This is a genomic window from Thermohahella caldifontis (assembly GCF_041153465.1).
GTDB lineage: Bacteria > Pseudomonadota > Gammaproteobacteria > Pseudomonadales > Oleiphilaceae > Thermohahella > Thermohahella caldifontis.
Genome location: NZ_CP154858.1, coordinates 591,820 through 617,252 on the forward strand (window position 1 = coordinate 591,820; position 25,433 = coordinate 617,252).

Genomic DNA, 25,433 nt, shown 5'->3' on the forward strand with positions numbered 1-25,433 from the left:
GGGGTCAGCCCGTGCTCTCCAGAACCCGGCTGACCACCCACAACAGAGTAAGAATGAAGAGCAGGGTAAACAGAAGCCCTCCGATCACATAGGGCCAGGGCGAGGAGGTCCTGAAGTCCTCCTTCTGAACCTCGCTGCTCTGAACACCGAAGGCGGCGCCAACGATGCTCCTGAGCAGCCGCCAGAAGCGCCTGAAAACATTGGCGCGGTCAGTCATCGCCCGATTCTCCCGGTGTGTAGTCCAGATTGGGTGACAGCCAGCGTTCGGCTTCCTCAAGGGTCATGCCCTTGCGGCGGGCATAATCTTCAACCTGGTCTTTCTGTATCTTGCCCACGGCAAAATAGCGGGCTTCCGGATGGGCGAAATACCAGCCTGAAACGGAAGCTGCGGGCATCATGGCAAAATGTTCGGTCAGGCGGATGCCAGCCGTATTTTCGGCATCCAGCAGCTCGAACAGCTTGCGCTTCTCGGTATGATCCGGGCAGGCCGGATAACCGGGTGCGGGGCGGATGCCGCGGTAGCGTTCGCGGATCAGGTCATCATTGGTCAGATCCTCATCCTGTGCGTAGCCCCAGAACTCCTTGCGCACACGCTGGTGCAGGTGTTCGGCGAAGGCTTCGGCAAGGCGATCGGCCAGGGCCTTGACCATGATGGCGCTGTAATCATCGTGGGCGGCTTCATATTCTGCCGCCATGTCCTCCACACCGAGGCCGGTCGTGACGGCGAATGCACCCATCCAGTCCTGCCCGCCACAGCTTTCCGGCGCAACGAAGTCGGCCAGACTGTAGGTGGGGGCATCCGGATTCCGCTCCGTTTGCTGGCGCAGAAAGTTCAGCGTGGTCAGCTGCCGTTCCGGATTCTCGGGGTCAAAGACGGCGACGTCATCGTCCCCGACGCGGCGGGCAGGGAACAGGGCGAACACGCCACGGGCACGGATGCGCCCGGAATCAATCATGTGGCGCAACATCTTTTGTGCATCGCTGAACAGGTTGCGCGCTGCCTCGCCGACCACTTCGTCTTCGAGGATGCGCGGATACTTGCCTGCGAGATCCCAGGAAATGAAGAACGGCGTCCAGTCAATGAAATCCACCAGTGTTTCCAGCGGATAATTGTCCAGCACGGTCACGCCGGGACGAATGGGCTGGGGCGGCGTATAGTATTCCCAGTCAAAGGCCGGCCGGCGTGCCACGGCTTCGGGATAGGTGAAGATCCGCCGTGCATTGGGTTTGGCGTTGGCCCGGCGTTCGCGGATGTCAGCGTACTCCTGACGTACCTCGCGAACCAGCTCTTCCTTCAGAGTCTTGCTGATGAGACGGGTTGCGACGCCGACACTGCGGGACGCATCCGGGACATAAATGGTCAGGTCATTCTTGTAACGGGGTTCGATCTTGACGGCGGTATGGGCCTTGGATGTGGTGGCCCCCCCGATCATCAGCGGGACGTGGAAGTCCAGCCGCTGCATCTCCGAGGCGACATGCACCATCTCGTCCAGGGAGGGCGTGATCAGGCCGCTGAGGCCGATGATATCCACATTTTCTTCCCGGGCCTTCTTGAGGATGGCCTCACAGGGCACCATCACCCCCATGTCTATGACTTCGAAATTGTTGCACTGGAGCACCACACCGACAATGTTCTTCCCGATGTCGTGCACGTCGCCCTTCACTGTGGCCATGAGGATCTTGCCCTTGGCTTCCTGCTTGCCGCTCTTTTCCGCCTCGATATAGGGAATCAGGTGGGCCACGGCCTGCTTCATCACCCGGGCACTCTTGACCACCTGGGGCAGAAACATCTTGCCCGCACCAAACAGATCGCCCACCACGTTCATACCGGACATCAGCGGCCCTTCGATGACCTCGATGGGATGGCTCGCCTTCTGGCGGGCTTCCTCGGTATCTTCCACAATGTGGGAAGTGATGCCCTTGACCAGCGCATGTTCCAGGCGCTTTTCCACCGGCCAGCTGCGCCACTCCGGATTGTCTTCCTTCTTGGCCTGGCCGTCGTTGCGGTACTGATCCGCAATTTCAAGCAGACGTTCCGTGGCATCCGGCCGGCGGTTGAGTACCACGTCTTCGACCCGTTCGCGCAGCTCCGGATCAATCTCGTCATAGATAACCAGCTGGCCCGGGTTGACGATCCCCATGTTCATCCCGGCCTGAATGGCGTGATAGAGAAAGACGGAGTGAATCGCTTCGCGTACCCGGTCGTTGCCGCGGAAAGAGAAAGAGACGTTGCTCACGCCGCCGCTGACCGATACATGGGGCAGGTTCTCGCGGATCCAGCGTGTGGCGTTGATGAAGTCCACCGCGTAATTGTTGTGTTCTTCGATACCGGTGGCGATGGCAAAGATGTTGGGATCGAAGATGATGTCCTGGGGCGGGAATCCGATGCCCGTGAGCAGGCGGTAGCTGCGCTCGCAGATTTCGATCTTGCGCTCGTAGGTGTCGGCCTGGCCCTGCTCGTCAAAGGCCATGACGACTACGGCGGCACCATAGCGCATGCACAGGCGCGCATGATGCAGGAAGGCTTCCTCGCCTTCCTTGAGGGAAATGGAATTGACCACCGATTTACCCTGCGAGCACTTCAGGCCTTCCTCGATGACCGACCACTTGGAGGAATCGATCATCAGCGGCACGCGGGAGATGTCCGGCTCCGAGGCAATCAGCCTGAGGAATGTGGACATGACGGCAGCACTGTCCAGCATGCCCTCGTCCATGTTGATATCAATGATCTGGGCGCCGTTTTCCACCTGATCCCGCGCCACGTCCAGCGCCTCTTCGTACTGTTCTTCCTTGATCAGTCGCAGGAAGCGGCGGGATCCGGTCACATTGGTCCGCTCGCCCACGTTGACGAAGCGAATTTCCGGTGTGTAAATGAAGGGTTCCAGACCGGACAGGCGCAGCGTCGGCTCAATGACAGGGATTTTGCGTGGCGGGAAGGGTTGTACGGCCTCGGCTATGGCACGGATATGCTCGGGTGTGGTGCCGCAGCAGCCGCCGATGATGTTGATGAGTCCGTCCTGTGCAAAGCCTTGCAGGATGGCAGCCATTTCGGCGGCTGTCTGGTCGTATTCGCCGAATTCATTCGGCAGGCCGGCATTGGGATGGGCGCTGACATGCACATCGGCAATGCGCGACAAGGCTTCGACGTAGGGGCGCAGCGCGTCCGCGCCGAGTGCACAGTTCAGGCCAATGCTCAGCGGCCGTGCGTGCGCCACGGAAATCCAGAAGGCCTCGGCGGTTTGCCCGGAGAGGGTGCGGCCCGAGGCATCGGTGATGGTGCCGGAAATCATGATCGGCAGTTCCCGGCCGCTGTCTTCAAAATACTGCTGGACGGCGAAGATGGCGGCCTTGGCATTGAGCGTGTCAAAGACAGTCTCGATGAGAATGATGTCCGCGCCACCGTCCGCCAGACCTCTGGCCGCTTCGTAATAGTTTTCCACCAGTTCGTCGAACGAGGTGTTGCGGTAGCCGGGATTGTTGACGTCCGGGGAGATGGATGCCGTTCGAGAGGTCGGGCCGATGGCACCGGCCACCCAGCGCACCGTGCCCGGATGCTGCGCGCACCAGTCGTCGGCCGCTTCCCGTGCCACCCGGGCGGCAGCCACGTTCAGATCGTAGGCAAGATGTTCCAGACCGTATTCGCCCTGCGAAACCCGGGTTGCGTTGAAGCTGTTGGTCTCGATGATATGCGCACCCGCATCCAGATAGGCACGGTGGATACCCTTTATCACATCAGGGCGCGTCAGACAGAGCAGATCGTTGTTGCCCTTCAGATCAATGGAGGAATCCTGGAAGAGATCCCCGCGGTAGTCTGCTTCAGTCAGATTGTGACGCTGAATCATGGTGCCCATGGCACCATCCAAGATGACAATCTGCTCCTTGAGCAACTGATGCAGGGCGTCGATACGGGTGTTGCGGTCTGTCATGTCTTAACCATCAATAAAGTCGGAATACTGCCGGGGCCGCTATTTTGTCGGTTTTTGATGCATAAGGCCAGTTTTGCCGGGCAGGAGTGTGAACAGGGTGACCGGAAGAATACCTGACTCTTCCGAATGGTCATTGATGTGGGGGGCAATTGCGTTACAATGGGACTACTTTTAATGAATATCAGCAGGTAACTTGCCGTTATGTCAGTCACCATTACCGATGCCGCACGGGACTATCTTCTTCAGCTGCTCAGCAAGCAGGATGTGGAAGGCATGGGTGTGCGCATGTTTGTCACTCAGCCAGGTACGCGCTATGCCGAGACCTGCCTGGCCTACTGCCGGCCGGATGAAGTCATCCCGGAAGATGAGCTCCTGCAGGTCGGTGACTTGAAAGTCTATCTGGATTCAGCCAGCGTGCCTTATCTTGAAGATGCGGTTGTTGACTTCAATCCCGAACGCATGGGTGGGCAGCTCACCATCAAGGCGCCCAATGCCAAGATGCCTCGTGTCAGTGAAGATTCGCCGTTACCCGACCGGATCAACTATATCCTGTACACGGAGATCAACCCGGGCCTGGCCGCGCACGGGGGTGAAGTGCAACTGGTTGAAGTGACCGACGACAACTATGCCATCCTGCGTTTTGGCGGTGGGTGTCAGGGCTGCAGCGCCGTGGACCTGACCCTCAAGCAGGGCGTGGAGAAAACGCTGCGTGAACGTCTGCCCGAGCTTGCCGGCGTGAAAGATGTCACGGATCATTCGGTGAAGGATCAGGCCTACTACCGGTGACGGGCGTGCGCAACCGAACAGGTACGCCCGTACCGCTGCCTGCTGAAGTGTGACCTGGATCGCGCTTTGCGCCGTGACATGCGTTAAACTGGCCCCGTTTCACAACGGGGCTTTTTGATGGTGCTTTCCTCACTTGAACAGGTTTGGATTGTCCTTGCGGCAGTGGCCTGCGGGGCGGCGGTCGGCTGGGGTACCAATGCCCTGGCCGTGTGGATGCTGTTCAAGCCGGAACGATTTGTCGGTCATCCGCCCTGGCTTGGTTGGCAGGGTGTCATTCCCCGGCGCTCGGTCGCCATCGCCAGAGCTTGTCTGGACGCCTCGCTGCATCACCTTCATGGTCTTGAACAGGTGGTGCGGGATCTTGATCCGGATCTGCTCGCGCGTCACATCGTCTCCGTGCTTGACGAACGTGTTGAGGAACTTGTGGATGAGGTCATGGATGCGCACCACCCGGTGCTCTGGGAGAATCTGCCGCGCAGGGTCAGGGAGCAGGTGTATGCCTGGGTCCGGCGCGAACTGCCCAGGCGCGTGAACCGACTGGTGGACGATATTGCGCATCACGCCGATGATCTGGTGGATTTCTATGAAGTCCTGGAAAAGGAATTTGGCGAGCACCCGGAGCGCATGGCCGAGCTGTTCCGCTGCGCGGGGCAACACACCTTTGAACGTTTGATTGCATGGGGTGCCCTGTGGGGGGGCTGTTGGGCGTCCTCCAGGGTGTTCTGTATGTGCTCTGGCCCTCGGGCTGGATCTGGGTGGCGGGTGCGGCAGTCAACGGATGGGTGACCAACTGGCTGGCCCTGACGCTCAATTTCAGGCCGTTGGCGCCTGTGAAGGTGCTGGGCGTTACGCTGCAGGGGGACTTCCTCCGGCGCCAGCCGGAAGTGGCCGAGCGCTGGGCTGACTACGTTGCTCAGCATGTCCTGACGCTGGATACCATCGCCCGCTACATGGTTTACGGACGTTACGGCGACCGGACCCAAGCCATTATCTCCCGCCATGTGAAACCGATACTGGATGAAGCCGGCGTGATCCGCTGGACCATGCAGGTGGCGGTGGGGACCACAGGCTACGTCGAACTCAAGGAGGCGGTGAGGCACAAGGCGGTGGATCTGGCAGAAGAGCCTTTCCGGGACAAGCCTTTCCGGGAAGCCACTGCGCAACGGATATCGGAACGGCTGTCGCGACTGCTCAGATCGCTGCCGCCGGAAGCCTTCCAGCGCATACTTCTGCCGGCTTTTCAGTCGGAGCAGTGGTTGCTCATGCTCGCCGGCGCGCTGGCCGGTACCGTTGTGGGAGGGCTGCAGGCATGGATCATCTGACTATCTGGCACCTGGTTGCACTGGCGCTGGGAACCGCCATTCTGACATCCGCGATTCTGGGCGGTGTGGGCGCATGGATCTATGTCCATCGCATCAGGCCCGAAAAGGCGCGCCTGGAAGAAAAGATCGCGCATCTTGGCGGGGAGCTGGAGGACTCCATTGAACGCGGTATTCGCCGGGGCGTCAGGAAGGCGGTGGCCGAGCTTCCCCAGAATGCTGCGCGCCAAACCACACAGTCGGTTACACGCATGGGGGCGGACCTGGTCGAGCGTGGTCTGAGCTCGCTCATCGAGAGGCCGGTCCGTCAAAGGAAAGACGCCGAGTAGGTCGATCCCGCAGCCAGGCATCGCAGCCGGGCGCCCGGCAAATACTACTGTCAAACATCTGCGGGTGCGTTCATAATGGCTCCGGTAGAATTCCCCTGCCCAACATGCGAGGCCATCAGTGAGTCACCAGGAAAACAGTGAAACAAACAGTCCGGATTGTGAAACGCGTTATGAAGCGTTTCTGGATGCGGTGATCGAAACACGGGAAATCTGGATACTGGTCAACTCCAGAAACGAGTTTCTCAAGATTTTTGCCGAGGATGAAGGTTTTGAATATGTCCCGTTGTGGCCGGATGCCGACAGTGCAGCCCGGTACGCAGCGGGCGATGAGGACCTCACCCCTCATGCACTGACGCTGCCGGAATTTCTGAAGAAATGGGTGGCCGGACTGACCGGTGATCAGCTGGAAGTCGGTGTCTGGCCGGCAGGCGACGGCACGGTCTGGGTCCTCAGCGCCGAAGAACTGAAAGCGGAACTGAACGAATTGCTCTCCGGCTTCTGAGCCGGATTATCCGAGGCGTGCGCGGTTGCGCTGCTGCCACATTGTGCGCGCACGCGCTACGGCGTCGGCCTCGGAGGTCTCCGGATCCAGCGTTACCAGAGCCAGCGCACAGGTGGACACAACCGCCGCTTCGCCATATTCATCCGCAATCCCGCCCTGCCAGACGGCTTTCAGATGCGCCACATCGAGATCTTCCGGCTTGACGTGCCGGCGCTCGAACAGACTCGGCCATTGCCTTTCCGTAACGGAGCCTTCGTCCACATGCCAGGTTGTCGTGGCCGTGTCAGGATTGCGCTCTGCTTCGCCGCCTTCTCCCTTGATAACGCTGACGTGAGCGTATCCCAGGGCCTGCGCCGCGTGAGCGTGCCGGGGACCGTAGGGCGGATGGAAGATCCCCTGAACCACTGACGGCGCATCAAGCGGATTCAGCAGCCGCGCAAGCGAATGCACGGGGGATCTCAGACCCAGCAGGGGGCGAAGCTGGATCAGGTGTTCCAGCCGCGGGCACAGATCCGCCAAGGGCATGTAGACCAGCTTGTGGGCCTCCAGTTCATGGTGTGCGGCTTCCCAGTCAGACACGACCGGCAGTCCGAGATTGCGGAACACGTCCTCGGTGTACAACCGCCCGAGTGTATGGCCCTTGGCGCCATGCATGAAAACGCGATAGCCGTTTTCGGCCAGAAGCAGTGTGCTCAGTACAAACCAGGGTAGCTGCCGCCTCTTGCCCGCATAGCTGCTCCAGTCCAGGTCCACGTTGATGGGGTGGGGCGGTCGGATACGCTCCCGCGCGGCTTCAACAAAACCGGCCAGTTCGTCAGGGCTTTCTTCCTTTACCCGCAGCAGCATGAGGAAGGCGCCCAACTGTTCCGGGGTGCACGCCTCATCCAGAATCATGCCGAATGCGGTACACGCCTCATCGCGAGTGAGGCTTCGGCTGCCTTTCTTTCCCTTTCCAAGAATTCGAATGAATTGGGCAAACGGGTGTTCTTCTGCGTGACGCGGTGCGTTTTTCATGCTTCGTCCTAGAGGCAGTTGGCGGGTTTGGGTAAACCGGCATAGCGGGCAGCCAGCCTGGCGGGGCTGCCGGGAAAGAGTTGCATCAGGTAAATGCTCTGGCCTTTTTCTTCACCCAGGCGCTCCCGGACGAGTTTGACCAGAACGCGTTGCACGGGGCTGACGCCTGTTTCATCGTAGAAATGGCGAACCAGTTCGATGATCTCCCAGTGGGCATCAGTCAGGTCGAGGCCATCGGCCAGAGCCATCTGTCTGCCCACTTCAGGAGTCCAGTCATTCAGATTGACGAGAAAACCCTCGGTATCACGTTCCGGTAGCGTCATGTCAATTCCAGCAAACAATCGGGGCATGAGTTTCCGTCAGCTCAACCATACCGGCGTAATCCACCGCCGTGACACCCTCCGGGCAGGAAATACCCCGGGCAACGAGGTCGGGTTCGAGGGCGAAGAGGGACTGCTGGCCGGCCAGCTCCGTGATGCGCGGGACGTTCCCGGCAAGCATGCAGACCGCATCTTCGGTCAGCAGCACATCCTGCTCGCCCGACGGCAGGGCATCCAGTATGCCGGGATTATTCATGGAAACCACATGCAATGTTTTCATCAGAACACCGTAATCATGTCATGGGTCTGAAAGAGGGCGTCACGTTGCGCGCGGTCAACGAGTGTGACGCCCGGCGTTCTGCAAAGCTTTTCCGCTTCGGGCGACTCGGCAAGGGCCAGGATCCGCTTCACGCCGTACAGGGCCAATGCGCCCACCATGCGACCGGTGTTCTTGCGCTCAATCGGGCTACTGTCACCGGCTGCGAGGGCAGTCAGGCCGGCGGATTCAAACAGAACCGTCACAGACTGATCGAATGCGGCTGCGGCCAGCGCCATGTCCAGACCTGCCGGGACGCTTGAGTTGCCATACAGGCTGTTGCGGATAACGATCAGCCAGGATCCTTTCATCGTCCGTCTCCGAAAACCAGTACGCGATCCACGAGCTGAACGGCTTCCACCCAACTGCCCAGACCGCCCACTACGAAATGGGCCTCGTCGAGCGTCGGATGCGGGTGTCCATACCGCTTGGCCTCATCTGCACTCAGTACCCCGTGTCGTGCAGCAGACGCAGCGCAGACCATGAGTTCCGTACCACTTTCAGCCAGTTCGTGCCAGGCCTTGGGCAACAGAGCGTCATCCTGAGCCGGGCAGAGCGTATTCAAGGCATTGAGAACGCCAGCCTGATAGAAAAAAATGCGTACAATCTCGTGACCGGCAGCCATGGCGGCGCGGGCGAAATGTACGGCAGTTGTCGGGGCCTGGGAAACGGCCGGGGCGGAGCGTACGAGTATGGCGTACTTCATGGGAGTTGCTGCCCTGAACAGTTCAGGGCAGCATTATGCGGAATCAGTCGTCGCCAGACAAGGCAGTCAGGATGTGCAGCAGGCTGACAAACAGGTTGTAGATGGAGACGAACAGTCCCACCGTGGCCATGATGTAGTTGCGCTCACCGCCATGAATGATGGCGCTGGTCTGATACAGGATGGCTGCGGAGGAGAAGATGGCAAAGCCCCCTGAAATCGCCAGTTGCAGCGCGCTGGACTGCATGAAGAAGCCCAGGATCATGGCGCCCAGCAGTACAAAGAAGCCTGCAGTGAGGAAGCCGCCCAGGAAGGACATGTCCTTCTTGGTGACCAGGACATAGCCGGAGAGGCCGAAGAAGGCAATGGCTGTCATGCCCAGGGCATTGAAGACGATATCCATGGCGCCGGCCCCGGCAAATGCGGCCAGAATGGGGCCCAGGGTATAGCCCATGAATCCGGTCAGGGCGAAGACGGCAAGGATGCCGGCAGCGCTGTTACGCAGGGCATTGGTGAGGAAGAAAAGCCCGTAGAAGCCCACCAGTGTGATGAGGATGCCGGGGTGCGGCAGGTTCATCTGCATGGTGATGTAGGCGACCACAGCCGAGAAGGCCAGGGTCATGCCCAGCAATGTGTAGGTGTTGCGGAGCACGGACGCGACTTCGGCGCTGTTTCCCTGTGCCAGTGTGCCACCATCCATCCGCTCAACAACTGCAGAGGTCGGTCGGTAATCACGGTTTTCCATCGTTTTCTCCATTGAAGAAGTAGGTTGGGTTGCTATCCACCAATATATAGATGTGCAGCCCCTTTTCAAGTGCGAAATGTTTACATTTACCGAAAGGTAACAACAATTTAAGAAACGGTTGACAGGCACGATCTTTTGAGTATGATGGCCCACCAACAACGCATTCTGCGTGTTTCAAAACGGTGGGCTGGCTGAGTGGTTGAAAGCAGCGGTCTTGAAAACCGCCGAGGGTTTACGCCCTCCCGGGGTTCGAATCCCTGGCCCACCGCCACTTTGTTCCTCTCGTGATTCCTGGTCGTTTTCTTAGATAGTCATTGTGTCGTGAACCGGCCGTGAAAGATACGGCCGTTCGAAGGGCGCTGGTCTCGCGGCGAGAGGGTGTCATGTCTGCCTGCTAGGGCGTGTCATATTTTGTCATATAGCCCGTTTGGCCTGTCGCTTCTTTACGAATTGTTACGTATAATTCATTGTCCGGTGGTCAGTCATTGACCACACTCTCCTTAACATCACACTTTTGAGGTACGCATGCTCAAGCTGCTCATTGTGGATGACCATGATCTGGTCCGTGCCGGTCTGTCGCGCATGCTGGCAGATGAAAACTGGCTGGAGGTGGTGGCATCAGTGGGCTCAGGGGAAGAGGCAATCGAATATATTCGTCAGGGCAATCCTGTGGATGTGGTGCTGATGGACGTACAGATGCCCGGTATCGGTGGCATCGAGGCAACCCGGCGCATCAAGCACATCAACAAGGATATTGCCGTGGTGGCGGTAACCGCCTGTGATGACAATCCGTTTCCCACACGGGTCATGCAGGCCGGTGCGTCGGCATTCGTGACGAAGGGTGGTGCGAGCATCAATGAAGCGATAGAGGCTATCCGGGCGGTCAGCCGGGGGCAGGGATTCATCAGTCCCATCATTGCCCAGAAAATGGCATTGGCCTCGGCAACGGGCGAAAAGCCGGAGAATGTTTTCGACCGGCTGTCAGACCGGGAAATGCAGGTTGCCATGATGGTCGTCAGTGGCAGCAAGGTACAGGCGATTTCGGACAAGCTGTGCCTCAGCCCGAGAACAGTGAACACCTACCGTTACAGAATCTTCGAGAAACTGGGCGTGGAGAGTGATGTGGAACTGACATTGCTCGCCATGCGTCACGGGTTGGTGGATGCGGCAAAGGTTGGCTGACTCGGATACCTTTGATCACAAGTCGTTTCTGAAAACGCTGCCGCATCGTCCCGGGGTGTACCGGATGTACGATGCGGCGGGCAATCTGCTTTATATCGGCAAGGCGCGGGACCTGAGAAAGCGCGTCAGCAGTTATTTCCGTTCGGGGGGCTGCCCCTGAAAACGCAGGCCCTGGTTGAGCGTATTGCGCAGATTGATGTGTCGGTCACGCAGACCGAAACGGAAGCCCTCCTGCTTGAGCAGAACCTGATCAAGGCCAATCGTCCTCCCTACAACATTCTGATGCGGGACGACAAGAGCTACCCGTATATCTACATAACGGATCATCCCGAGTACCCTGCCATCCGTTTTCGCCGGGTCAGGCGCAAGAAAGCTGCATCCGGGCGTTATTTCGGCCCTTACACCAATGCCTGGGCTGTCCGTGAAACCCTGGGGCTTCTGGAAAAGATTTTCCGTGTCCGGCAGTGTGAGGAGGCGACCTTCCGCAATCGTTCCCGGCCCTGCCTGCAATACCAGATCGGCCGCTGCTCCGCGCCCTGCGTAGGGTATATTTCTCCCGAAGATTATCAGAAGGACGTGGCCCATGCGCAGCGATTCCTGCGCGGTGAAGACAGCACGCTGATTCAGACACTGGCCGATGAAATGGAAACCGCAGCGGCCGCGCTGGAGTTCGAGCGGGCCGCCCAGTTGCGTGATCAGATCCAGGCCCTGCAGTCCGTACAGGCCGAGCAATCCATCGAGGCCGGGCAGGCGCAGGCGGATGTGTTCGCGTTGGCCAGCGCTGCCGAGGTGCGCATGGTGCACGTGCTTCAGGTGCGCGAGGGCAAGGTGGTCGGCAGTCAGAATCTGCGCATGGAAGGCGGGCTGGATGAAGCCGATGAGGAGGCCCTCGCCAGTTTCGTGGCCCAGTACTATCTGCAGGAAGAGCACCCTTGGATACCCCGTGAGGTGATTGTCTGGCCGGAAATTCCGGAGCCGGAGCTTCTGGAGACGGCGCTTGAAAAGGTCGCAGGCAGGCGGGTTCAGATCAAGACCCAGGTGCGTGAGGAGCGTGCCCGCTGGCAGGAGATGGCGGCTGAAAATGCCAGGCAGGCAGTGCAGCTGCGTGTTCGTGACCGGGAGACACTCCGCTCGCGCTTTGCGGCACTGCAGCAGGTGCTGGGTTGGCATGAGATGCCCGGCAGGCTGGAGTGCTTTGATATTTCCCACACGCAGGGCGAGGAAACGGTGGCCAGCTGCGTGGTATTCAATATCGAGGGGCCGCTGAAATCGGAATATCGGCGCTATACCATCACAGGCATTACCCCCGGTGACGACTATGCTGCCATGGCTCAGGCCCTGGAGAAGCGCTTTGGTGGCAGTCGGGCGTCCGTCAGGCCGGATATTCTTTTCATTGACGGAGGCAAGGGGCAACTCAGGGCGGCGCGCGAGATGCTGGAAAAACTCGGTCAGGGAGATCTGGTCACAATAGGTGTGGCGAAGGGTGTCACGCGCAGGCCGGGAATGGAAACTCTGATTCTGGATTTGGGCGAGGGCGTGTTAAACTTGCCGCCGGACAGTCCGGCGTTGCACCTCATTCAGCATGTCAGGGATGAGTCCCATCGTTTTGCGATCAGCGGACACCGGGCGCGTCGGGGCAAGAAACGCAGCCGCTCGGCGCTGGAGGAGATCGAGGGCGTCGGGCCGAAACGCAGGCGCGAGCTGTTGCGGCATTTTGGCAGCATGAAGGGGCTTGAGAATGCCTCGGTGGAAGAGCTGACCAAGGTGCCGGGCATCAGCCGGACACTGGCAACCACAATTTACCAGGCAATGCATGAAGATTAGGCCCATTACACGATTCAATCTGCCCAACCTGCTGACACTGATCCGGATCATCATGATCCCGGTGATTGTGGTCGTCTATTATCTGCCCTGGAAGCAGGCAGGGCTGGCAAGTGCCATCATCTTCATGGTGGTGGGCTTCACGGACTGGCTGGATGGCTATCTGGCACGCAAATGGAATCAGACCACACCCTTCGGAGCCTTTCTGGATCCGGTGGCGGACAAGCTCATGGTTGCAGTGGCGCTGGTGTTGCTGGTGGAGAGCTGGCATTCGTGGCTGATGACCCTGCCGGCCACCATCATCGTGGGGCGTGAAATCGTGATTTCGGCGCTCAGAGAGTGGATGGCAGAGGTCGGGCAGCGTGCCAGCGTGGCGGTCAGTTACGTGGGAAAGGTCAAGACATTCATGCAGATGGCCGCCATCACGGGGTTGCTGGCTTTCCCTCCTGTGAGTGCGCTGGGTTGGGTCGCACTGGCAATGTTGTATGTGGCTGCGATCCTGACGATCTGGTCCATGCTGGTCTATCTCAAGGCCGCCTGGCCTCAATTGTCAGGGAATATGGAATCCGGGGTTGACAGCCAAGGCTGAAACAGTAAACTATGCGCCACCTGATCGGTGCCGGGCACTGTTCAGAGGTGAGCGGGAATAGCTCAGTTGGTAGAGCACAACCTTGCCAAGGTTGGGGTCGCGAGTTCGAGTCTCGTTTCCCGCTCCAATTCACCTCAGAATCCTCCTTCCGTCCACGTACCTCAGGCACATGGCTGGGTGGCAGAGTGGTCATGCAGCGGACTGCAACTCCGTGTACGCCGGTTCGATTCCGACCCCAGCCTCCATTGTTGCCCGAGTGGCGAAACTGGTAGACGCAAGGGACTTAAAATCCCTCGGAAGTTGACTTCCGTGCCGGTTCGATTCCGGCCTCGGGCACCAGTCCCTCCGGTCACCTGTCAAATCTTGATTCTCCGCAATCTGTCCCCAATCTGGCGGGCAAGCTTTTCCTGTTTTTGTTACCCTCATCCAGAAGGCGACATGAGGATTCGGGATGAATGATTCGTTGGGCCATCTCCTGCTGTTTGCGCAGGCTGTCGGGATCGGATTTCTGATCGGTCTGGAGCGAGAAAAGCACAGCAATGCCATTGCGGGGCTGCGGACGTTCACGCTGATCGCGCTGGCGGGGGCGCTGGCAGGCTATACAGGACATCAGCTGGACAACTGGATCATGGCTCCTGTCATGGCGGTGCTGATCGTGGCAAGCCTGATTGTGGCGCAAGTGAAGTCGGAGTCGCCCGAACCGGATACCACCACGGTCATGGCGGGTATTCTGACGTATGGGCTGGGACTGGCACTCTGGATCGGACATCCGTTATTGCCCAGCGGGCTGGCCATTGTGGTGATGGCCTTGCTCTATTTTCGCAAGGAACTGCGTGAGGTGCCCCGCAAACTCAACAATCAGGACGTGACGTCTTTCCTCCAGTTCGCGGCGGTAGCCTTCATTCTGCTGCCGGTTCTGCCCAATGAAAACATGGGGCCATATCAGGTCATCAATCCCTATCAGATCGGATGGCTGGTGGTGCTGATCAGTGGTATCAGCCTGGCGGGGTATGTGGCGCTCAGGTTCTGGGGCGGCAAGGCAGGATTGATGCTGGTGGGCCTGCTGGGTGGTCTGGTTTCCACCACGGCAACGACACTGGTGTATTCCCGGTATACGCGGCAATCGGAGGGTTTCTGTCTCTTTGCCGTGCGCATCATTCTGCTCTCCCATCTCATTCTGTTTGTCCGGGTGGGCATTCTCGTGACTGCCGTATCTGCGGAGGTGCTGCCATTGCTGTTGCCCTGGTTGCTGGGTGGCCTGTTTGGCGGACTGCTTTTTCTGACCTGGCACATGTTGCGGGATGGTGAGTTGCCCCAGGATGTGCCCCGGCTGCATGTTCAGAATCCGGCTGACCTCAAGACAGCCTTGGGCTTTGCGGCGTCGTTCATGGTGGTACTGATGCTTTCGGCCTGGATGAACGAGCAATTTCCAAGCCTTGGCGGCTATGTGGTGGCCTTTCTTTCAGGGCTGACTGACGTTGACGCCATCACCATCGCCAACCTGAAACTGGCCACAGCGGGGCAGCTTGATGTGAATGTGGCCATTCAGGCAGTCATCATTGCCTTCATAGCCAATTTCATCTTCAAGTTCGGGGCGGCGGTGGTCGTGGGTGACCGGGCCCTGCGCCTTCAACTGGGGGCCGGATTCCTCACCATGGTGATAACCGGCCTGGTGAGTCACGGTATTGCCGTGGTCATATCCGGCTGAGGCACTTCGGCGGCCCGGAGAATCTGCTCGTATTCACCGCTTTCTTTCAGCATTTTCAGACCGCGGTTGAACGCTTCAATCCACTTCGGCGCATCCGGGTGTTTGCGCGAGAGAATAAGATGATAAGCAGTTCTGCGCAGTGGCCTGGGGTGCCAGCGAATCTCTGCACGCTCCTCCGGTGTGAACAGTGTGTTCAGCATGGTCAGACCCACGTCCAGAGATAGCGGGAAAATGGTGATGCGTTTTGCCAGAAGGCGTCTCAGATTGATTTCGTCGCTGACGACACGGTCCACTGTGAGCAACCCTTGTCTTTCAGCCTTTTCAAATCCTTCACCGTAGGTGTAACCCAGGGTTGCCCCAATCTGGATGCCGCGCAGGTCGCTCCAGTCGGACCAGTCGAAGGGGGTGTCGCGGTGATAGAAAAATACGGTATCGGTAAAGATGAACGGGTCGCTGTAGTAAAAGGCCTTGGCCCGCTCGGGGGTATAGCTCCAGATCAGGGAGCCATGATAGATGCCGCGCTCGGCCATGTAGTAGGCACGACTCCAGGGAAAGAAGCCGTAGGACACCCGTATGCCCTGGGTTTCAAAGGCACGGGTCACAATGCGGGAAGCCGGCCCATAGCCGGGCAGGTGCTGTGACTGATAGGGTGGCCACTCGCCATTGGTCAGCTTCAGTGTTTCCTGACCCTGCGCAACCAGGGCGCACAAACCCAACACCCCACCGGCGACTGCATACAGGACATACCGCAACATTGTGTGTCTCGACTCTCTGCCTGTTTCCAGTCTAGACCATTGGGCCGGATCTGAACAGAGGCGCGTCTGTTGCTGTCAGGTCCGGGTCAGTTGCGCGTAGAGTCGGGCAGCCTGGCCGGGAGCTGGTGCGGATTAGAGATCAGGCAATAGTGCTGCGAGCCGAACAGCCAGGGCAGGTAGTCGCCGACCTCCTTGTCGATGGTGACGCAGAAGGGCACGACGCCCTGCATGCGGGCCTCGCGCACGGCCATGCGGGTATCTTCGGCACCGTAGCGACCTTCGTACTGGTCCAGATCGTTGGGTTTTCCGTCCGTGATCAGAAGCAGCAGTTTCTGGTGGGCAGGCCTTTTGGAAAGCAGCTGAGTCGCCCGGCGAATGGCCGCGCCCATGCGCGTATAGTAACCGGGCTTGAGCCCGTTGATGCGTGCCCGGACGGCATCGTTATACGTTTCAGTGAAGCTTTTCAGTTCCGTGATGCGGACATGATTATTGCGTCTTGAGCTGAAACCATAGAGCGCGAAAGTGTCTCCGCTTGCGGTCAGTGCTTCGCTGAACAGCAGGAGGCTGTCCCGGATCACGTCCAGTACCGTACAGCGGTTACCCAGCCAGGCATCTGTGGACAGGCTGAGATCAGCAAGGACCAGACAGTTGAGATCACGCAGTTGCCCGCTGAAGGAGGAAAATACGGCAGGTTCGCCATCGGCGTGGCCATGCTGGCGCGCAGTCTGGAAATCGAGCCAGGCACCGAGGTCAATTTCATCGCCTTCACGCAGGCGCTTCTGCCAGTACCGGACAGGGCGCAGTTCCTGAAAGTGGCGCCGTACCTTCTGTGCGTCCTTTTGGAGATGCTCTGGCAGGTGTTCGTCTCCCAGGTGTCTGGGTGTCAGTGTCAGGACCCGGCAATAATCCTGGCGATAAGCCTGGCGTTTGAAATCCCACTCCGGCAGCCTCAGGCCCTCATCCAGAGGGATGTCGTCCTCGGCTTCCGCAGGCAGGTCAAGGCTGAGTTTGAGGCCTTTGCTGGCTGTGCCTTTTTTGCTCAGGGTGATCACGTCAAGATCATCCGCAACGGCGCTGTCATCCTCTTCGGAATCGTCCTGACTGCGGTCCACCTTGGTCATTTCTGCCCAGCTGAGCAGGCTTTCGAGGCGGAACAACAGCAAGCCATCCTTCTTTCCAGCGTCAGTTCTCTCGGCTCGTTTGCGTTGTGCATTGGCCTGAGGCTGGTTTTCTTCCGAGGGTTGCCGGTGTCCGGGCTCATCCTCGGAGGCATCCCGGGCTGCCGCAGTCTGCTCGGCAAACTGGGGGTAGAGCCAGAGGTGAACAGGCACCGGAGCAAAGCGTGCCGGTGGCAGGGCGCTGACTGAACCCGGATCAAGCAGCGCCTGAAGGATAGCCCGCTCTTGTGCGGCTTCATCCGCAGGGAGGGCATCCGGGTCCGGGCGTTCACGGATCACGGCCTGGGTCAGGTTGTGCCAGGTGGTGCGGATGCCCGGATAGGCCTGAAGGGTTCTGAGCGTTGCGGTCTGGTTATCGACCAGCCAGTTCTGCCAGTCCGGCGGCATCTGGCTTGCCAGAAGGGCCCACCAGAGATAAAGACTCTCGTTGAGTCGGGCGTCTGGCAGAAATGCGACCTTTTCGGGCACATACAGCCGGTGGTGGCTGCGCCAGACCGGCGTGTAGTGACGGCCCAGTCCGGCCAGCTTCTGAGTGGAGGTCTGCCTGACGTAAAACCAGGTTTCGGGGCTGGGCTGGATGTCCAGCACTTCATTTCCGGTCAGTGCCCGTAACAGGGTGTGGAGGCGCTTGCTGATATCTGCCAGGCGCACCTCAGCCTCAGGATGGCTGTGGTCTGCCTTGCGGGTAATGAAGTGATGCCATTTCTGGCCAACCCATTCTTCCATTGTCGCCTCCTGTCAAAATGAAGCCGGCTCCCTTGGGAGCCGGCAGGTTTGGCGTGATCAGGCCGGTTGTGCATCCTTGTCCACAAAGAAGGACCAGAGGTAGGCGACAAGCCCGATCAGGAAAGTGACACCGGCAATTTCACGCAGCCAGTAGAACAGACTGAGCTGATCCTGAGTGGCCATGAAACCGAGGGCAGTGCCGGTTTCCGGGATCCGCTGCAGCCAGACCTGCAGGATACCGGCGCCGGTCAGGAACAGGGTGATGAAGACCATGGAAATGGTCATCAGCCAGAAGCCCCACATTTCCACAACCTGAGCCTTGTTGCTGTTTCCGTCAGGACGGCCGCGCAGTACCGGCATGGCGTAGGAGATGATGGTCAGCACAATCATCGCATAGGCACCGTAGAAGGCCATGTGACCGTGTGATGCCGTGATCTGGGTACCGTGAGTGTAATAGTTCACCGGTGCCAGTGTGTGCAGGAAGCCCCAGACACCTGCGCCCAGGAAAGCCATGACCCCGCATCCCATGGCCCAGAGCGTCGCTGCACGGTTCGGGTGCTCACGGCGACGGCGGTTGACCATGTTGAAGGCAAAGACGGCCATCAGGAAGAACGGAATGGGTTCCAGGGCAGAGAATACGGAGCCCAGGATCTTCCAGTATTCGGGCGGCCCGATCCAGTAGTAGTGGTGGCCGGTACCGATAATACCGGTGATCAGCGCCATGGCAATGATGACGTAGAGCCACTTTTCCACCACTTCACGGTCTACACCCGTCACCTTGATCAGGACGTAGGCCAGGATGGAACCCATGATCAGCTCCCATACGCCTTCGACCCAAAGATGGACAACCCACCACCAGTAGTACTTGTCCAGTGCCAGGTTTTCGGGGTTGTAGAAGGAGAACAGGAACATGACGGCCAGACCGACCAGACCGGTCATCAATACGATATTGATGACTGTTTTCCGACCCTTGAGTACCGTCATGCCAAGGTTGTACAGGAAGCCCAGTGCCACGATCACGATACCAATCTTGGTAATGGTGGGCTGCTCAAGGAACTCCCGGCCCATGGTCGGCAGCAGCTCGTTGCCGGTCATCTTGGCCAGTCCGGCATAAGGCACGAACAGGTACCCCAGAATGGTGAGGGTGCCCGCTACGGCAAAGATCCAGAACAATGCCAGTGCCAGCTTCGGGCTGTGCAGTTCACGCTGGGACTCTTCCGGAATCAGGTAGTAGGCAGCGCCCATGAAGCCGAACAGCAACCAGACGATGAGCAGGTTGGTATGAACCATCCGTGCCACGTTGAAGGGGATGGCCGGAAAGAGGAAGTCGCCGACCACATATTGAAGCCCCATGATCAGGCCAAACAGGATCTGTCCGGCAAAGAGCAAGAGCGCAAAGATGAAATAGGGTTTGGCAACGGCCTGTGACTGATATTGCATGGCTGTATCTCCTTAGCCTTCGATGTTGGGCGGCCAGTCATTGGTTTGGATGCCAGCGGCATACTCGAGGAATGCGGCAAGGTCATCGATTTCCTGGTCGGTCAGATTGAACTGGGGCATCTGACGGCGGCCCGGAACCCCTGTGGGCTGGGCTTGCATCCAGGCATGGAGAAATGCCTTGAAGGTAGCCGGATCACCACCACCGCGGCGCTGGAACACGTTGCCCAGTTCGGGTGCAAAATAGGCACCTTCACCCAGCAGCGTATGGCAACCGATGCAGTTGTTCTGCTCCCAGACGAGCTTTCCGCGCGCAGCCGCTTCAGTCAGCTGTGCCCGGTTGTCCCGCTGAGGCATGGCCTGCATGGTGTCAAAGGTAAGCGCCAGAAACAGTAACACGAAGAACACGCTGCCTCCGAGGTAGATGTTTCTGGCCATGCTTTTGGTAAAGCGTTCAGCCATGTTGTTGTCTCCCTGATGTGGTATGTGGACGATGCCAGCATACGGTTTTTGGGCAGGTACCTGCCTTGATTTGGATCAACCTAGTAATTTACTAGGGATTTATAAAAAAGGCCGGGCAGGGCCCGGCCAAACAATCATGCTCCGGGTAGAGCGATGAAAGACTGCAGATCAATGGCTTGTGCCATCATCGTAATGCGTTTTGTTAAATACGTTGTATTTGCCCGAGGGTTTGGACATGGGCAGAGAACGGATTTCGCTCAGCGTTTTCATGTCATAGATGATCAGCTCGCCCGGGTTCTCCCAGATACTCAGCAATGCATGGCGGCCATCCCGGGTATATTCGACATGTGCACTGGTCTTGCCCGGGCGCGGCGTCAGGAAATGCTCCACTTCCAGCGTGGATTTGTTGATAAGGAGCATCTTGTCCTTGTTCGGCCCGAAAAACACATCTGCCCACACCCAGGGGGACTGGCTGTGACTGCGCATGAAAAAGCCGGGTCCGGGCGTTTTGACGCGTTTGACGATTTCCCAGTTTTTCATGTCGATGAAGACGATTTCACCCTTCTTGAGGTTCTGGGTAGCCAGAATACGGGTATCCTTCCACGCCCAGCTGATACCTGACCCCAGATGTGGCATGCCACCGAGTGCGAGTGTTTTGACGGGCCGGCGCGAATCCAGGTCAAAAACGTGCGCCTGGTTACCGGAACGGCTGGCACCAATCAGATAGTGGTAGTCGGGGTCGAAAAAGAAATCGTCCATATAGTCGGGTACGGCAATACGCTGTACGTCCAGGGGTGCGGTTTCCATCCTGTGCCGGAGTACAACATCCCGCATGGGTTTTTGATACACATGCCGGACAGGCAGCAAGGGATAGGGAATCTCCCAGACCTCCTGAATATCCTTGAGTGCGGCGATGAAGCTGTGCCGGGGCGGGGCCGTGTAGACTGCACTGACTCGCGAAGGGGTACCATCATGCCCAATGACCGGGTAGACCCGGACGGGCTCAAGTGAAATGGCATCCAGTAGCACAAGTGTTTGCGGCAGGTAGTTCGCAACCATCAGCCAATGGCCATCATCGGATATGGCCACATTGCGTGTATTGATCCCGGCGCGGATTTCTGCAACGACCTTCAGGTTATAGAGATCATATTGAGTGATCCAGCCGTCTCGGGAGGCAAAATAAACGAAGCGACCGTCCGGAGAGTACTTGGGGCCGCCGTGAAGGGCGTAACGACTGGGAAAGCGGGTGATGGGTTCGAAACGGTCGCCATCCAGAATCGTGACGTGATGGTCACCGGTTTCCACCACCACAAACAGGTTCTGCATATCGGCATTGAAGGTGGGGGTGGCCGACAGACTCATGATGTCGGTGTGGACGATCCGCGAACGCTGAATGTCCTCAAAAGTCCACTTGGGTTCTACTTTGGGTTTGGAGTAGATAAAATCGACCAGAGCACGTATCTGTTCGGCTTCAAGCTGTTTGCCGAATGCCGGCATCTGTGTGGCCGGTCGACCATTGGTAATCGTCCGGATAGCATGTTTCGGCCGCAACCGGCCCAGATTTTCGGGCAGGAGAGCAGGCCCCATTCCTCCCAGACGATTGGCGCCATGGCAGGCGGCGCAGTACCGGTTATACAAGGTCTCTGCCCCTTGGTTTTCAGCTTGCGCAACCGTGGAATGGGCGCCGATGATCAACAGAACGGGCAATGCAAATTTCAGGATGCGCATGACAGAGCCCCCGGTATGTTTGTTTCCGAAGTCAGCCATTGACCGAAGTCCCTCACATGATTGACGACATCGCCCACGATGATGAGGGTTGGGGGTTGAAGCCCATGCTGTTCGACCGATTCAGGTAATTGTGAAAGCGTCGTGATGCAGCGTCTTTCCTGTGGCGTGGCGCCCCGCTCAATCAGTGCAACCGGCGTTTCTGGGGATCGACCGGCCTTGATGAGGGCATCACGGATCCGGGCCGCGTTGGAGAGTCCCATGTAGAACACCACGGTCTGGTTGGGGCTGGAGAGTGCCCGCCAGTCCAGATCCAGTTCGCCCTGCTTGAGGTGACCGGTGACCAGGGTCAGCATCTGGCTGCATTCCCGGTGTGTCAGTGGCAGGCCATTGAGGGTGGCACACCCCAGGGCTGAGGTCAGGCCGGGCACGACAATGGTTTCAATGCCACGTTCGGACAGGTAATCCTGTTCCTCGCCACCCCGGCCAAACACGAACGGATCGCCGCCCTTGAGTCTGACTACCTTGCGACCTTCCATCGCCAGCCGGGCGAGCAGCGCATTGGTCTGGGATTGTGTCAGCGTGTGGCAATGGCTGCGCTTGCCGGCATAGTGCAACGTTGCCTCCGGTGGTACCAGGGCCAGAATGGCATCCGACACCAGCCGGTCATAAACCACATCCGTGGCCTGACGCAGAATTCGCTCCGCCGCACGGGTCAGCAGATCCGGATCGCCGGGGCCGGCACCTATCAGTGCCACCTGTCCGGGTTTGAGGTCGGGAATGCGTGTCGTCATCATCGGTCTCCCGTTAAACCACCTGGCGAACCGGAATGAGGCCCAGTTCCTCGTCTGTCAGATAGCAGGCCGGATCCTCTGCCCACACATCACCACTCATCTGGCGGGCGCGGACACGGGTGTTGCCATTGCACACATCAAGCCAGGGACACACGCCGCAACGTCCCTTGACCGGGCGGGGGCGCTGACGCAGGCCAAGCATGAGCGGATCCTGTGTGTTACGCCAGATCCCGGAAAATGGTTGCTGGCGGACATTGCCCAGCGTGTGATCCCACCAGAAGGTGTCCGGATGCACATTGCCCAGGTTGTCAATGTTGGCGATATGTTCGCCCGTGGCATTGCCGCCCCAGTTCCGCAGTCGCTGAACCAGCTGCGGAACCTGTTCCGGATAGCGTTCTTCGGCCCACTTGATCAGCCAGACGGCATCGGCATCGTTGTTTCCGGTAACATAGTCCCGGTGAATCCCCTGCTTCAGCTCGGCCTCGCAATGATTGAAGAGCTGGGTCATGGCATCCCGGGTCATGGCCAGGTGGGCGTCATGCTTGCGGTTGCGGTTTCCGCGCCCGGCATAGTTGAGGTGTGACAGGTAGAACTTGTCGATATCATGTTCGGCCACCAGGTCCAGCAGGGCGGGGAAGTCCTGGTAGTTCATTTGCGTGAGGGTGAAGCGCAAACCGATCTTGATGCCGTGCTGCTTGCACAGCTTTGCCGCGTGCAACGAAGCATCGAACGCACCTTCCTTTTGCCGGAACTGGTCATGGACTTCGCGCAAGCCGTCCAGGCTGATGCCCACATAGTCGAAACCGGTTTCGGCTATGGTGTCGATGTTGGATTCGTCGATCAGTGTGCCGTTGCTGGAAAGTCCCACATAAAATCCCATGGCCTTGGCACGCTTTGCGATATCAAAGATATCTGGGCGCAGGAGGGGCTCGCCTCCCGAAAGGATAAGTACCGGTACGCCAAAGGCCTTGAGATCATCCATGACCTCATAGACTTCATCGGTTTCCAGCTCGCCTTTGAAATGGGTGTCGGCCGAAATGGAATAACAATGCTTGCAGGTCAGGTTGCAACGGCGGATCAGATTCCAGATCACCACCGGTCCCGTCGGTTTGCGTGCCGGTGGGACGGGCGCCGGATGGATAAGTGAGTTCATGTATTGGGTCAGTCTGAACATTTGGCGCCTCCTTTGGCGGCGAGCCGGAAACCGGTTTTCTTGAGAATGCGGGTTGAAAACAGAATGTCGGATTGCCGGCAGGCATCTCCCAGCAACAATTCGATTTCCTTTTTCTGTTCCAGAACTTCCTCACGCGTACGGCCATGCAGCATGGCAAACAGGTTGTAGGGCCAGTCCGGCAGATGTCTGGGGCGACGATAGCAGTGGCTGACACCGGGCAGGGCGGCGATGCGTGCTGCCAGCGCAGGCAGGGCAGCATCTTCCACATCCCAGACCGACATGCCGTTTGCGGTATACCCCAGCTTGTAATGATTGGGTACCAGCGCAATCCGGCGAACCACTCCGGCATCCTGCATGCGGGCCAGGCGGGCACAGACTTCATCCTCGCTGATACCCAGTGTGCGGGCCGCCTCGGCGAAGGGCTGTTCGGTCAGCGGCAGACCCTGCTGAGTCACACGTATCAGTTCAAGATCCAGAGCGCTCAATGTCGCTTCAGACCTGGAAGTACAGGCCGACATAGTACTCCTCCTCCTTGGGCATGTTCAGGGGCGTGAGGCCGGTTCGACGTGCGATATCGGCAAGCACTTCCTCAGTGCGTCCGGGGGTTTCCGTGGACACCACGAACCACATGTTGATCGCATGGTCGCGCTCGTAGTTGTGGGCCACTTCCGGATAGCTGTTGACGATTTCGCAAACCTCATCAAAGCGATCCTGAGGCACCGCCATGCCGACAAGCGAGACTTCGCCACCCATGTGCACGGCGTTGTAGAGGGGCCCCAGACGCATGAGAATGCCACGGGCCTGCAGCGACCGGAGTGTTTCCACGATGTCGGCCGGGCTGATGCCCAACTCTCCGGCCAAGGCATCAAAAGGCCGGGGGACGGCGGGTATGCCATACTGAAGCCGGTTGATCACGGTTTTTTCGAGGGGGCTCAGAGGCAGCGCTTCAGTCATGCTGTCCTCCCTTGGCGTTGATCACCAGTCCGTAGTGGCCACCACACTGCTTGAACTGCCGGGTGGAAAACAGCACTTCATGGCGCCACTTTTCAAGTCCGGCCTCTTTCAGAAGCGTCTCCAGTTCGGAGTTCACGTGTTCCCTGGATTGACCATGAATCATGCAGAACAGGTTATAGGGCCAGTTCGGTCGACGCGGTCGCTGATAACACAGGTTGACCCGGCCCGTACTGCAAATGGCGGCAGCTATCTCGCGGATCTGATCGTCGGGGACGTCAAAAACCACCATAGCATTGGCGGTATAGCCCAGTGCATGGTGATTGACCACCAGCCCCATGCGCTTGATGGTGCCATCATTCAGCCAGTCCCGGATTGTCCGGAACACCTCTGTTTCCTGCACGCCCAGTTGTTGTGCCAGCGTCTGCCAGGGGCGATGTGTCCGTGGGATTCCGTGGCGCAGCAACCCCTTGAGTCGGCGGCTTTGTTCAGGCGTCAGCATGATGTGCCTCCACGCCTTCCCAGCGGATGGGGAAGGCCAGATCAATGTGATATTGCTCGACCATGGGCAGATCAAGGACAGGGACATCCGGCCAGCGCCTGCGAATGCCCTCTACCCGGGCTTGCAGAGAATCGGCATCGGCCGCCGTGGCAACACACCACAGATTGAAAAAATGCTCGCGCTCGTAGTTATGGTTGATACCTTCCTGTGCATTCAGCCAGCTCGCAACGTGCTCCAGACGTGACGGTGCAACCGCCAGGGCAATCAGTGTACTGGCGCCGGCCCGGTGATGGTTGAAGACCGGCCCCACGCGGGTAATGATGCCTTCGGCTTCCAGTGCATCCAGCGTGGTCAGCACCTCTTCTTCAGTGACGCCCAGTTCGGAGGCCAGATCAGCCCAGGGCGTGAGCGAAACCGGCAATCCCTTCTGGTATCGGTCAATCAGTGTGCGGGCGAGGGGTGTCATGGA

General features: G+C 58.7%; 29 protein-coding genes and 4 tRNA genes. 14 read left to right on the top strand and 19 right to left on the bottom strand.

All coding sequences use genetic code 11. The features are described 5' to 3' along the window. Positions 1-4 precede the first annotated feature (4 nt). Complete coding sequence (locus AAIA72_RS02830; protein ID WP_369601938.1) at positions 5-217, bottom strand: DUF2970 domain-containing protein; 213 nt, start codon at positions 215-217, stop codon at positions 5-7. Then, a complete protein-coding gene (metH, locus tag AAIA72_RS02835; RefSeq protein WP_369601939.1) occupies positions 210-3,926 on the bottom strand; it encodes a methionine synthase in 3,717 nt (1,238 codons plus the stop codon). Before metH ends, AAIA72_RS02830 begins: the two co-directional genes overlap by 8 nt. Before the next feature lie 201 nt (positions 3,927-4,127). Here metH and nfuA point away from each other — a divergent pair, with 201 nt between their 5' ends. The 5 genes from nfuA to AAIA72_RS02860 all read left to right on the top strand — a co-directional run bounded on the left by nfuA (position 4,128) and on the right by AAIA72_RS02860 (position 6,862). Next, positions 4,128-4,712 carry a Fe-S biogenesis protein NfuA gene (gene nfuA, locus AAIA72_RS02840; RefSeq protein WP_369601940.1) on the top strand — a complete coding sequence of 195 codons (585 nt, stop codon included), beginning with the start codon at positions 4,128-4,130 and terminating at the stop codon, positions 4,710-4,712. 117 nt (positions 4,713-4,829) lie between these two features. Further along, complete coding sequence (locus AAIA72_RS02845; protein ID WP_369601941.1) at positions 4,830-5,498, top strand: hypothetical protein; 669 nt, start codon at positions 4,830-4,832, stop codon at positions 5,496-5,498. Continuing rightward, positions 5,441-6,034: a DUF445 domain-containing protein gene (locus AAIA72_RS02850; RefSeq protein ID WP_369601942.1), complete on the top strand. Its 594-nt coding sequence runs from the start codon at positions 5,441-5,443 to the stop codon at positions 6,032-6,034. The genes AAIA72_RS02845 and AAIA72_RS02850 overlap by 58 nt, the downstream gene beginning before the upstream one ends. Further along, positions 6,022-6,360 (top strand): hypothetical protein, encoded by a 339-nt coding sequence (locus AAIA72_RS02855; RefSeq protein WP_369601943.1) that lies wholly within the window; start codon positions 6,022-6,024, stop codon positions 6,358-6,360. The genes AAIA72_RS02850 and AAIA72_RS02855 overlap by 13 nt, the downstream gene beginning before the upstream one ends. Before the next feature lie 118 nt (positions 6,361-6,478). Further along, entirely contained in the window at positions 6,479-6,862 is a 384-nt protein-coding gene (locus AAIA72_RS02860) for a DUF2750 domain-containing protein (RefSeq protein ID WP_369601944.1), read from the top strand. 6 nt (positions 6,863-6,868) lie between these two features. Here the strand turns inward: AAIA72_RS02860 and AAIA72_RS02865 are convergent, their stop codons facing one another. From AAIA72_RS02865 to AAIA72_RS02890, 6 genes are read right to left on the bottom strand one after another with little or no spacing between them, the layout of a single operon-like run. Continuing rightward, positions 6,869-7,876 (bottom strand): glycosyl transferase family protein, encoded by a 1,008-nt coding sequence (locus tag AAIA72_RS02865; protein ID WP_369601945.1) that lies wholly within the window; start codon positions 7,874-7,876, stop codon positions 6,869-6,871. Positions 7,877-7,884: 8 nt separating this feature from the next. Then, a complete protein-coding gene (locus AAIA72_RS02870; protein ID WP_369601946.1) occupies positions 7,885-8,199 on the bottom strand; it encodes a TusE/DsrC/DsvC family sulfur relay protein in 315 nt (104 codons plus the stop codon). Position 8,200: 1 nt separating this feature from the next. After that, positions 8,201-8,476 carry a sulfurtransferase complex subunit TusB gene (tusB, locus tag AAIA72_RS02875; RefSeq protein ID WP_369601947.1) on the bottom strand — a complete coding sequence of 92 codons (276 nt, stop codon included), beginning with the start codon at positions 8,474-8,476 and terminating at the stop codon, positions 8,201-8,203. After that, complete coding sequence (locus AAIA72_RS02880; protein WP_369601948.1) at positions 8,476-8,823, bottom strand: DsrE family protein; 348 nt, start codon at positions 8,821-8,823, stop codon at positions 8,476-8,478. Before AAIA72_RS02880 ends, tusB begins: the two co-directional genes overlap by 1 nt. Next, positions 8,820-9,218 carry a sulfurtransferase complex subunit TusD gene (gene tusD / locus AAIA72_RS02885; protein WP_369601949.1) on the bottom strand — a complete coding sequence of 133 codons (399 nt, stop codon included), beginning with the start codon at positions 9,216-9,218 and terminating at the stop codon, positions 8,820-8,822. Before tusD ends, AAIA72_RS02880 begins: the two co-directional genes overlap by 4 nt. 43 nt (positions 9,219-9,261) lie before the next feature. After that, positions 9,262-9,915, bottom strand: coding sequence for a Bax inhibitor-1/YccA family protein (locus AAIA72_RS02890; RefSeq protein ID WP_369602960.1), 654 nt, complete (start codon positions 9,913-9,915; stop codon positions 9,262-9,264). 226 nt (positions 9,916-10,141) lie between these two features. Here AAIA72_RS02890 and AAIA72_RS02895 point away from each other — a divergent pair. From AAIA72_RS02895 to AAIA72_RS02935, 9 genes are all read left to right on the top strand, one after another. Next, positions 10,142-10,231 (top strand) — tRNA-Ser (locus AAIA72_RS02895). A gap of 254 nt (positions 10,232-10,485) precedes the next feature. Then, complete coding sequence (locus AAIA72_RS02900; protein ID WP_369601950.1) at positions 10,486-11,142, top strand: response regulator; 657 nt, start codon at positions 10,486-10,488, stop codon at positions 11,140-11,142. After that, positions 11,135-11,302 carry a GIY-YIG nuclease family protein gene (locus AAIA72_RS02905; RefSeq protein WP_369601951.1) on the top strand — a complete coding sequence of 56 codons (168 nt, stop codon included), beginning with the start codon at positions 11,135-11,137 and terminating at the stop codon, positions 11,300-11,302. Before AAIA72_RS02900 ends, AAIA72_RS02905 begins: the two co-directional genes overlap by 8 nt. Positions 11,303-11,340: 38 nt before the next feature. Further along, positions 11,341-12,966 carry an excinuclease ABC subunit UvrC gene (gene uvrC, locus AAIA72_RS02910; RefSeq protein WP_369601952.1) on the top strand — a complete coding sequence of 542 codons (1,626 nt, stop codon included), beginning with the start codon at positions 11,341-11,343 and terminating at the stop codon, positions 12,964-12,966. Continuing rightward, the gene (gene pgsA, locus AAIA72_RS02915; protein WP_369601953.1) at positions 12,956-13,552 is read left to right on the top strand and encodes a CDP-diacylglycerol--glycerol-3-phosphate 3-phosphatidyltransferase; all 597 of its coding nucleotides are present in this window, start codon (positions 12,956-12,958) and stop codon (positions 13,550-13,552) included. Before uvrC ends, pgsA begins: the two co-directional genes overlap by 11 nt. A gap of 51 nt (positions 13,553-13,603) precedes the next feature. Continuing rightward, positions 13,604-13,679: transfer RNA gene (locus AAIA72_RS02920), tRNA-Gly, on the top strand. Between the two features lie 44 nt (positions 13,680-13,723). Next, positions 13,724-13,797, top strand: a tRNA-Cys gene (locus tag AAIA72_RS02925). A gap of 5 nt (positions 13,798-13,802) precedes the next feature. Beyond that, positions 13,803-13,891: transfer RNA gene (locus tag AAIA72_RS02930), tRNA-Leu, on the top strand. A 112-nt stretch (positions 13,892-14,003) separates the two neighbouring features. Then, on the top strand, positions 14,004-15,260 hold the full coding sequence (locus AAIA72_RS02935) for an MgtC/SapB family protein (protein ID WP_369601954.1): 1,257 nt from the start codon (positions 14,004-14,006) through the stop codon (positions 15,258-15,260). On the opposite strand, the gene AAIA72_RS02940 is transcribed toward AAIA72_RS02935, so the two are convergent. The 11 genes from AAIA72_RS02940 to AAIA72_RS02990 all read right to left on the bottom strand — a co-directional run bounded on the left by AAIA72_RS02940 (position 15,230) and on the right by AAIA72_RS02990 (position 25,430). Further along, a complete protein-coding gene (locus tag AAIA72_RS02940) occupies positions 15,230-16,015 on the bottom strand; it encodes a substrate-binding periplasmic protein (protein WP_369601955.1) in 786 nt (261 codons plus the stop codon). The two genes, AAIA72_RS02935 and AAIA72_RS02940, sit on opposite strands and share 31 nt — an antisense overlap. Positions 16,016-16,101: 86 nt before the next feature. Then, on the bottom strand, positions 16,102-17,919 hold the full coding sequence (locus AAIA72_RS02945) for a nitric oxide reductase activation protein NorD (RefSeq protein ID WP_369601956.1): 1,818 nt from the start codon (positions 17,917-17,919) through the stop codon (positions 16,102-16,104). A 57-nt stretch (positions 17,920-17,976) separates the two neighbouring features. Continuing rightward, positions 17,977-19,359 carry a cbb3-type cytochrome c oxidase subunit I gene (locus AAIA72_RS02950; protein WP_369601957.1) on the bottom strand — a complete coding sequence of 461 codons (1,383 nt, stop codon included), beginning with the start codon at positions 19,357-19,359 and terminating at the stop codon, positions 17,977-17,979. 12 nt (positions 19,360-19,371) lie between these two features. Next, a complete protein-coding gene (locus AAIA72_RS02955; protein ID WP_369601958.1) occupies positions 19,372-19,818 on the bottom strand; it encodes a cytochrome c in 447 nt (148 codons plus the stop codon). Positions 19,819-19,986: 168 nt separating this feature from the next. Further along, on the bottom strand, positions 19,987-21,546 hold the full coding sequence (locus tag AAIA72_RS02960; RefSeq protein WP_369601959.1) for a cytochrome D1 domain-containing protein: 1,560 nt from the start codon (positions 21,544-21,546) through the stop codon (positions 19,987-19,989). Further along, complete coding sequence (cobA, locus tag AAIA72_RS02965) at positions 21,534-22,337, bottom strand: uroporphyrinogen-III C-methyltransferase (protein ID WP_369601960.1); 804 nt, start codon at positions 22,335-22,337, stop codon at positions 21,534-21,536. Before cobA ends, AAIA72_RS02960 begins: the two co-directional genes overlap by 13 nt. Before the next feature lie 13 nt (positions 22,338-22,350). Then, a complete protein-coding gene (gene nirJ / locus AAIA72_RS02970) occupies positions 22,351-23,511 on the bottom strand; it encodes a heme d1 biosynthesis radical SAM protein NirJ (RefSeq protein ID WP_369601961.1) in 1,161 nt (386 codons plus the stop codon). Further along, positions 23,499-24,029, bottom strand: coding sequence for an Lrp/AsnC family transcriptional regulator (locus AAIA72_RS02975; RefSeq protein ID WP_369601962.1), 531 nt, complete (start codon positions 24,027-24,029; stop codon positions 23,499-23,501). The genes nirJ and AAIA72_RS02975 overlap by 13 nt, the downstream gene beginning before the upstream one ends. Continuing rightward, on the bottom strand, positions 24,004-24,465 hold the full coding sequence (locus AAIA72_RS02980; protein WP_369601963.1) for an Lrp/AsnC family transcriptional regulator: 462 nt from the start codon (positions 24,463-24,465) through the stop codon (positions 24,004-24,006). The genes AAIA72_RS02975 and AAIA72_RS02980 overlap by 26 nt, the downstream gene beginning before the upstream one ends. Beyond that, complete coding sequence (locus tag AAIA72_RS02985; protein WP_369601964.1) at positions 24,458-24,964, bottom strand: AsnC family protein; 507 nt, start codon at positions 24,962-24,964, stop codon at positions 24,458-24,460. The genes AAIA72_RS02980 and AAIA72_RS02985 overlap by 8 nt, the downstream gene beginning before the upstream one ends. Beyond that, complete coding sequence (locus AAIA72_RS02990; RefSeq protein ID WP_369601965.1) at positions 24,951-25,430, bottom strand: Lrp/AsnC family transcriptional regulator; 480 nt, start codon at positions 25,428-25,430, stop codon at positions 24,951-24,953. The genes AAIA72_RS02985 and AAIA72_RS02990 overlap by 14 nt, the downstream gene beginning before the upstream one ends. Positions 25,431-25,433: the final 3 nt, after the last annotated feature.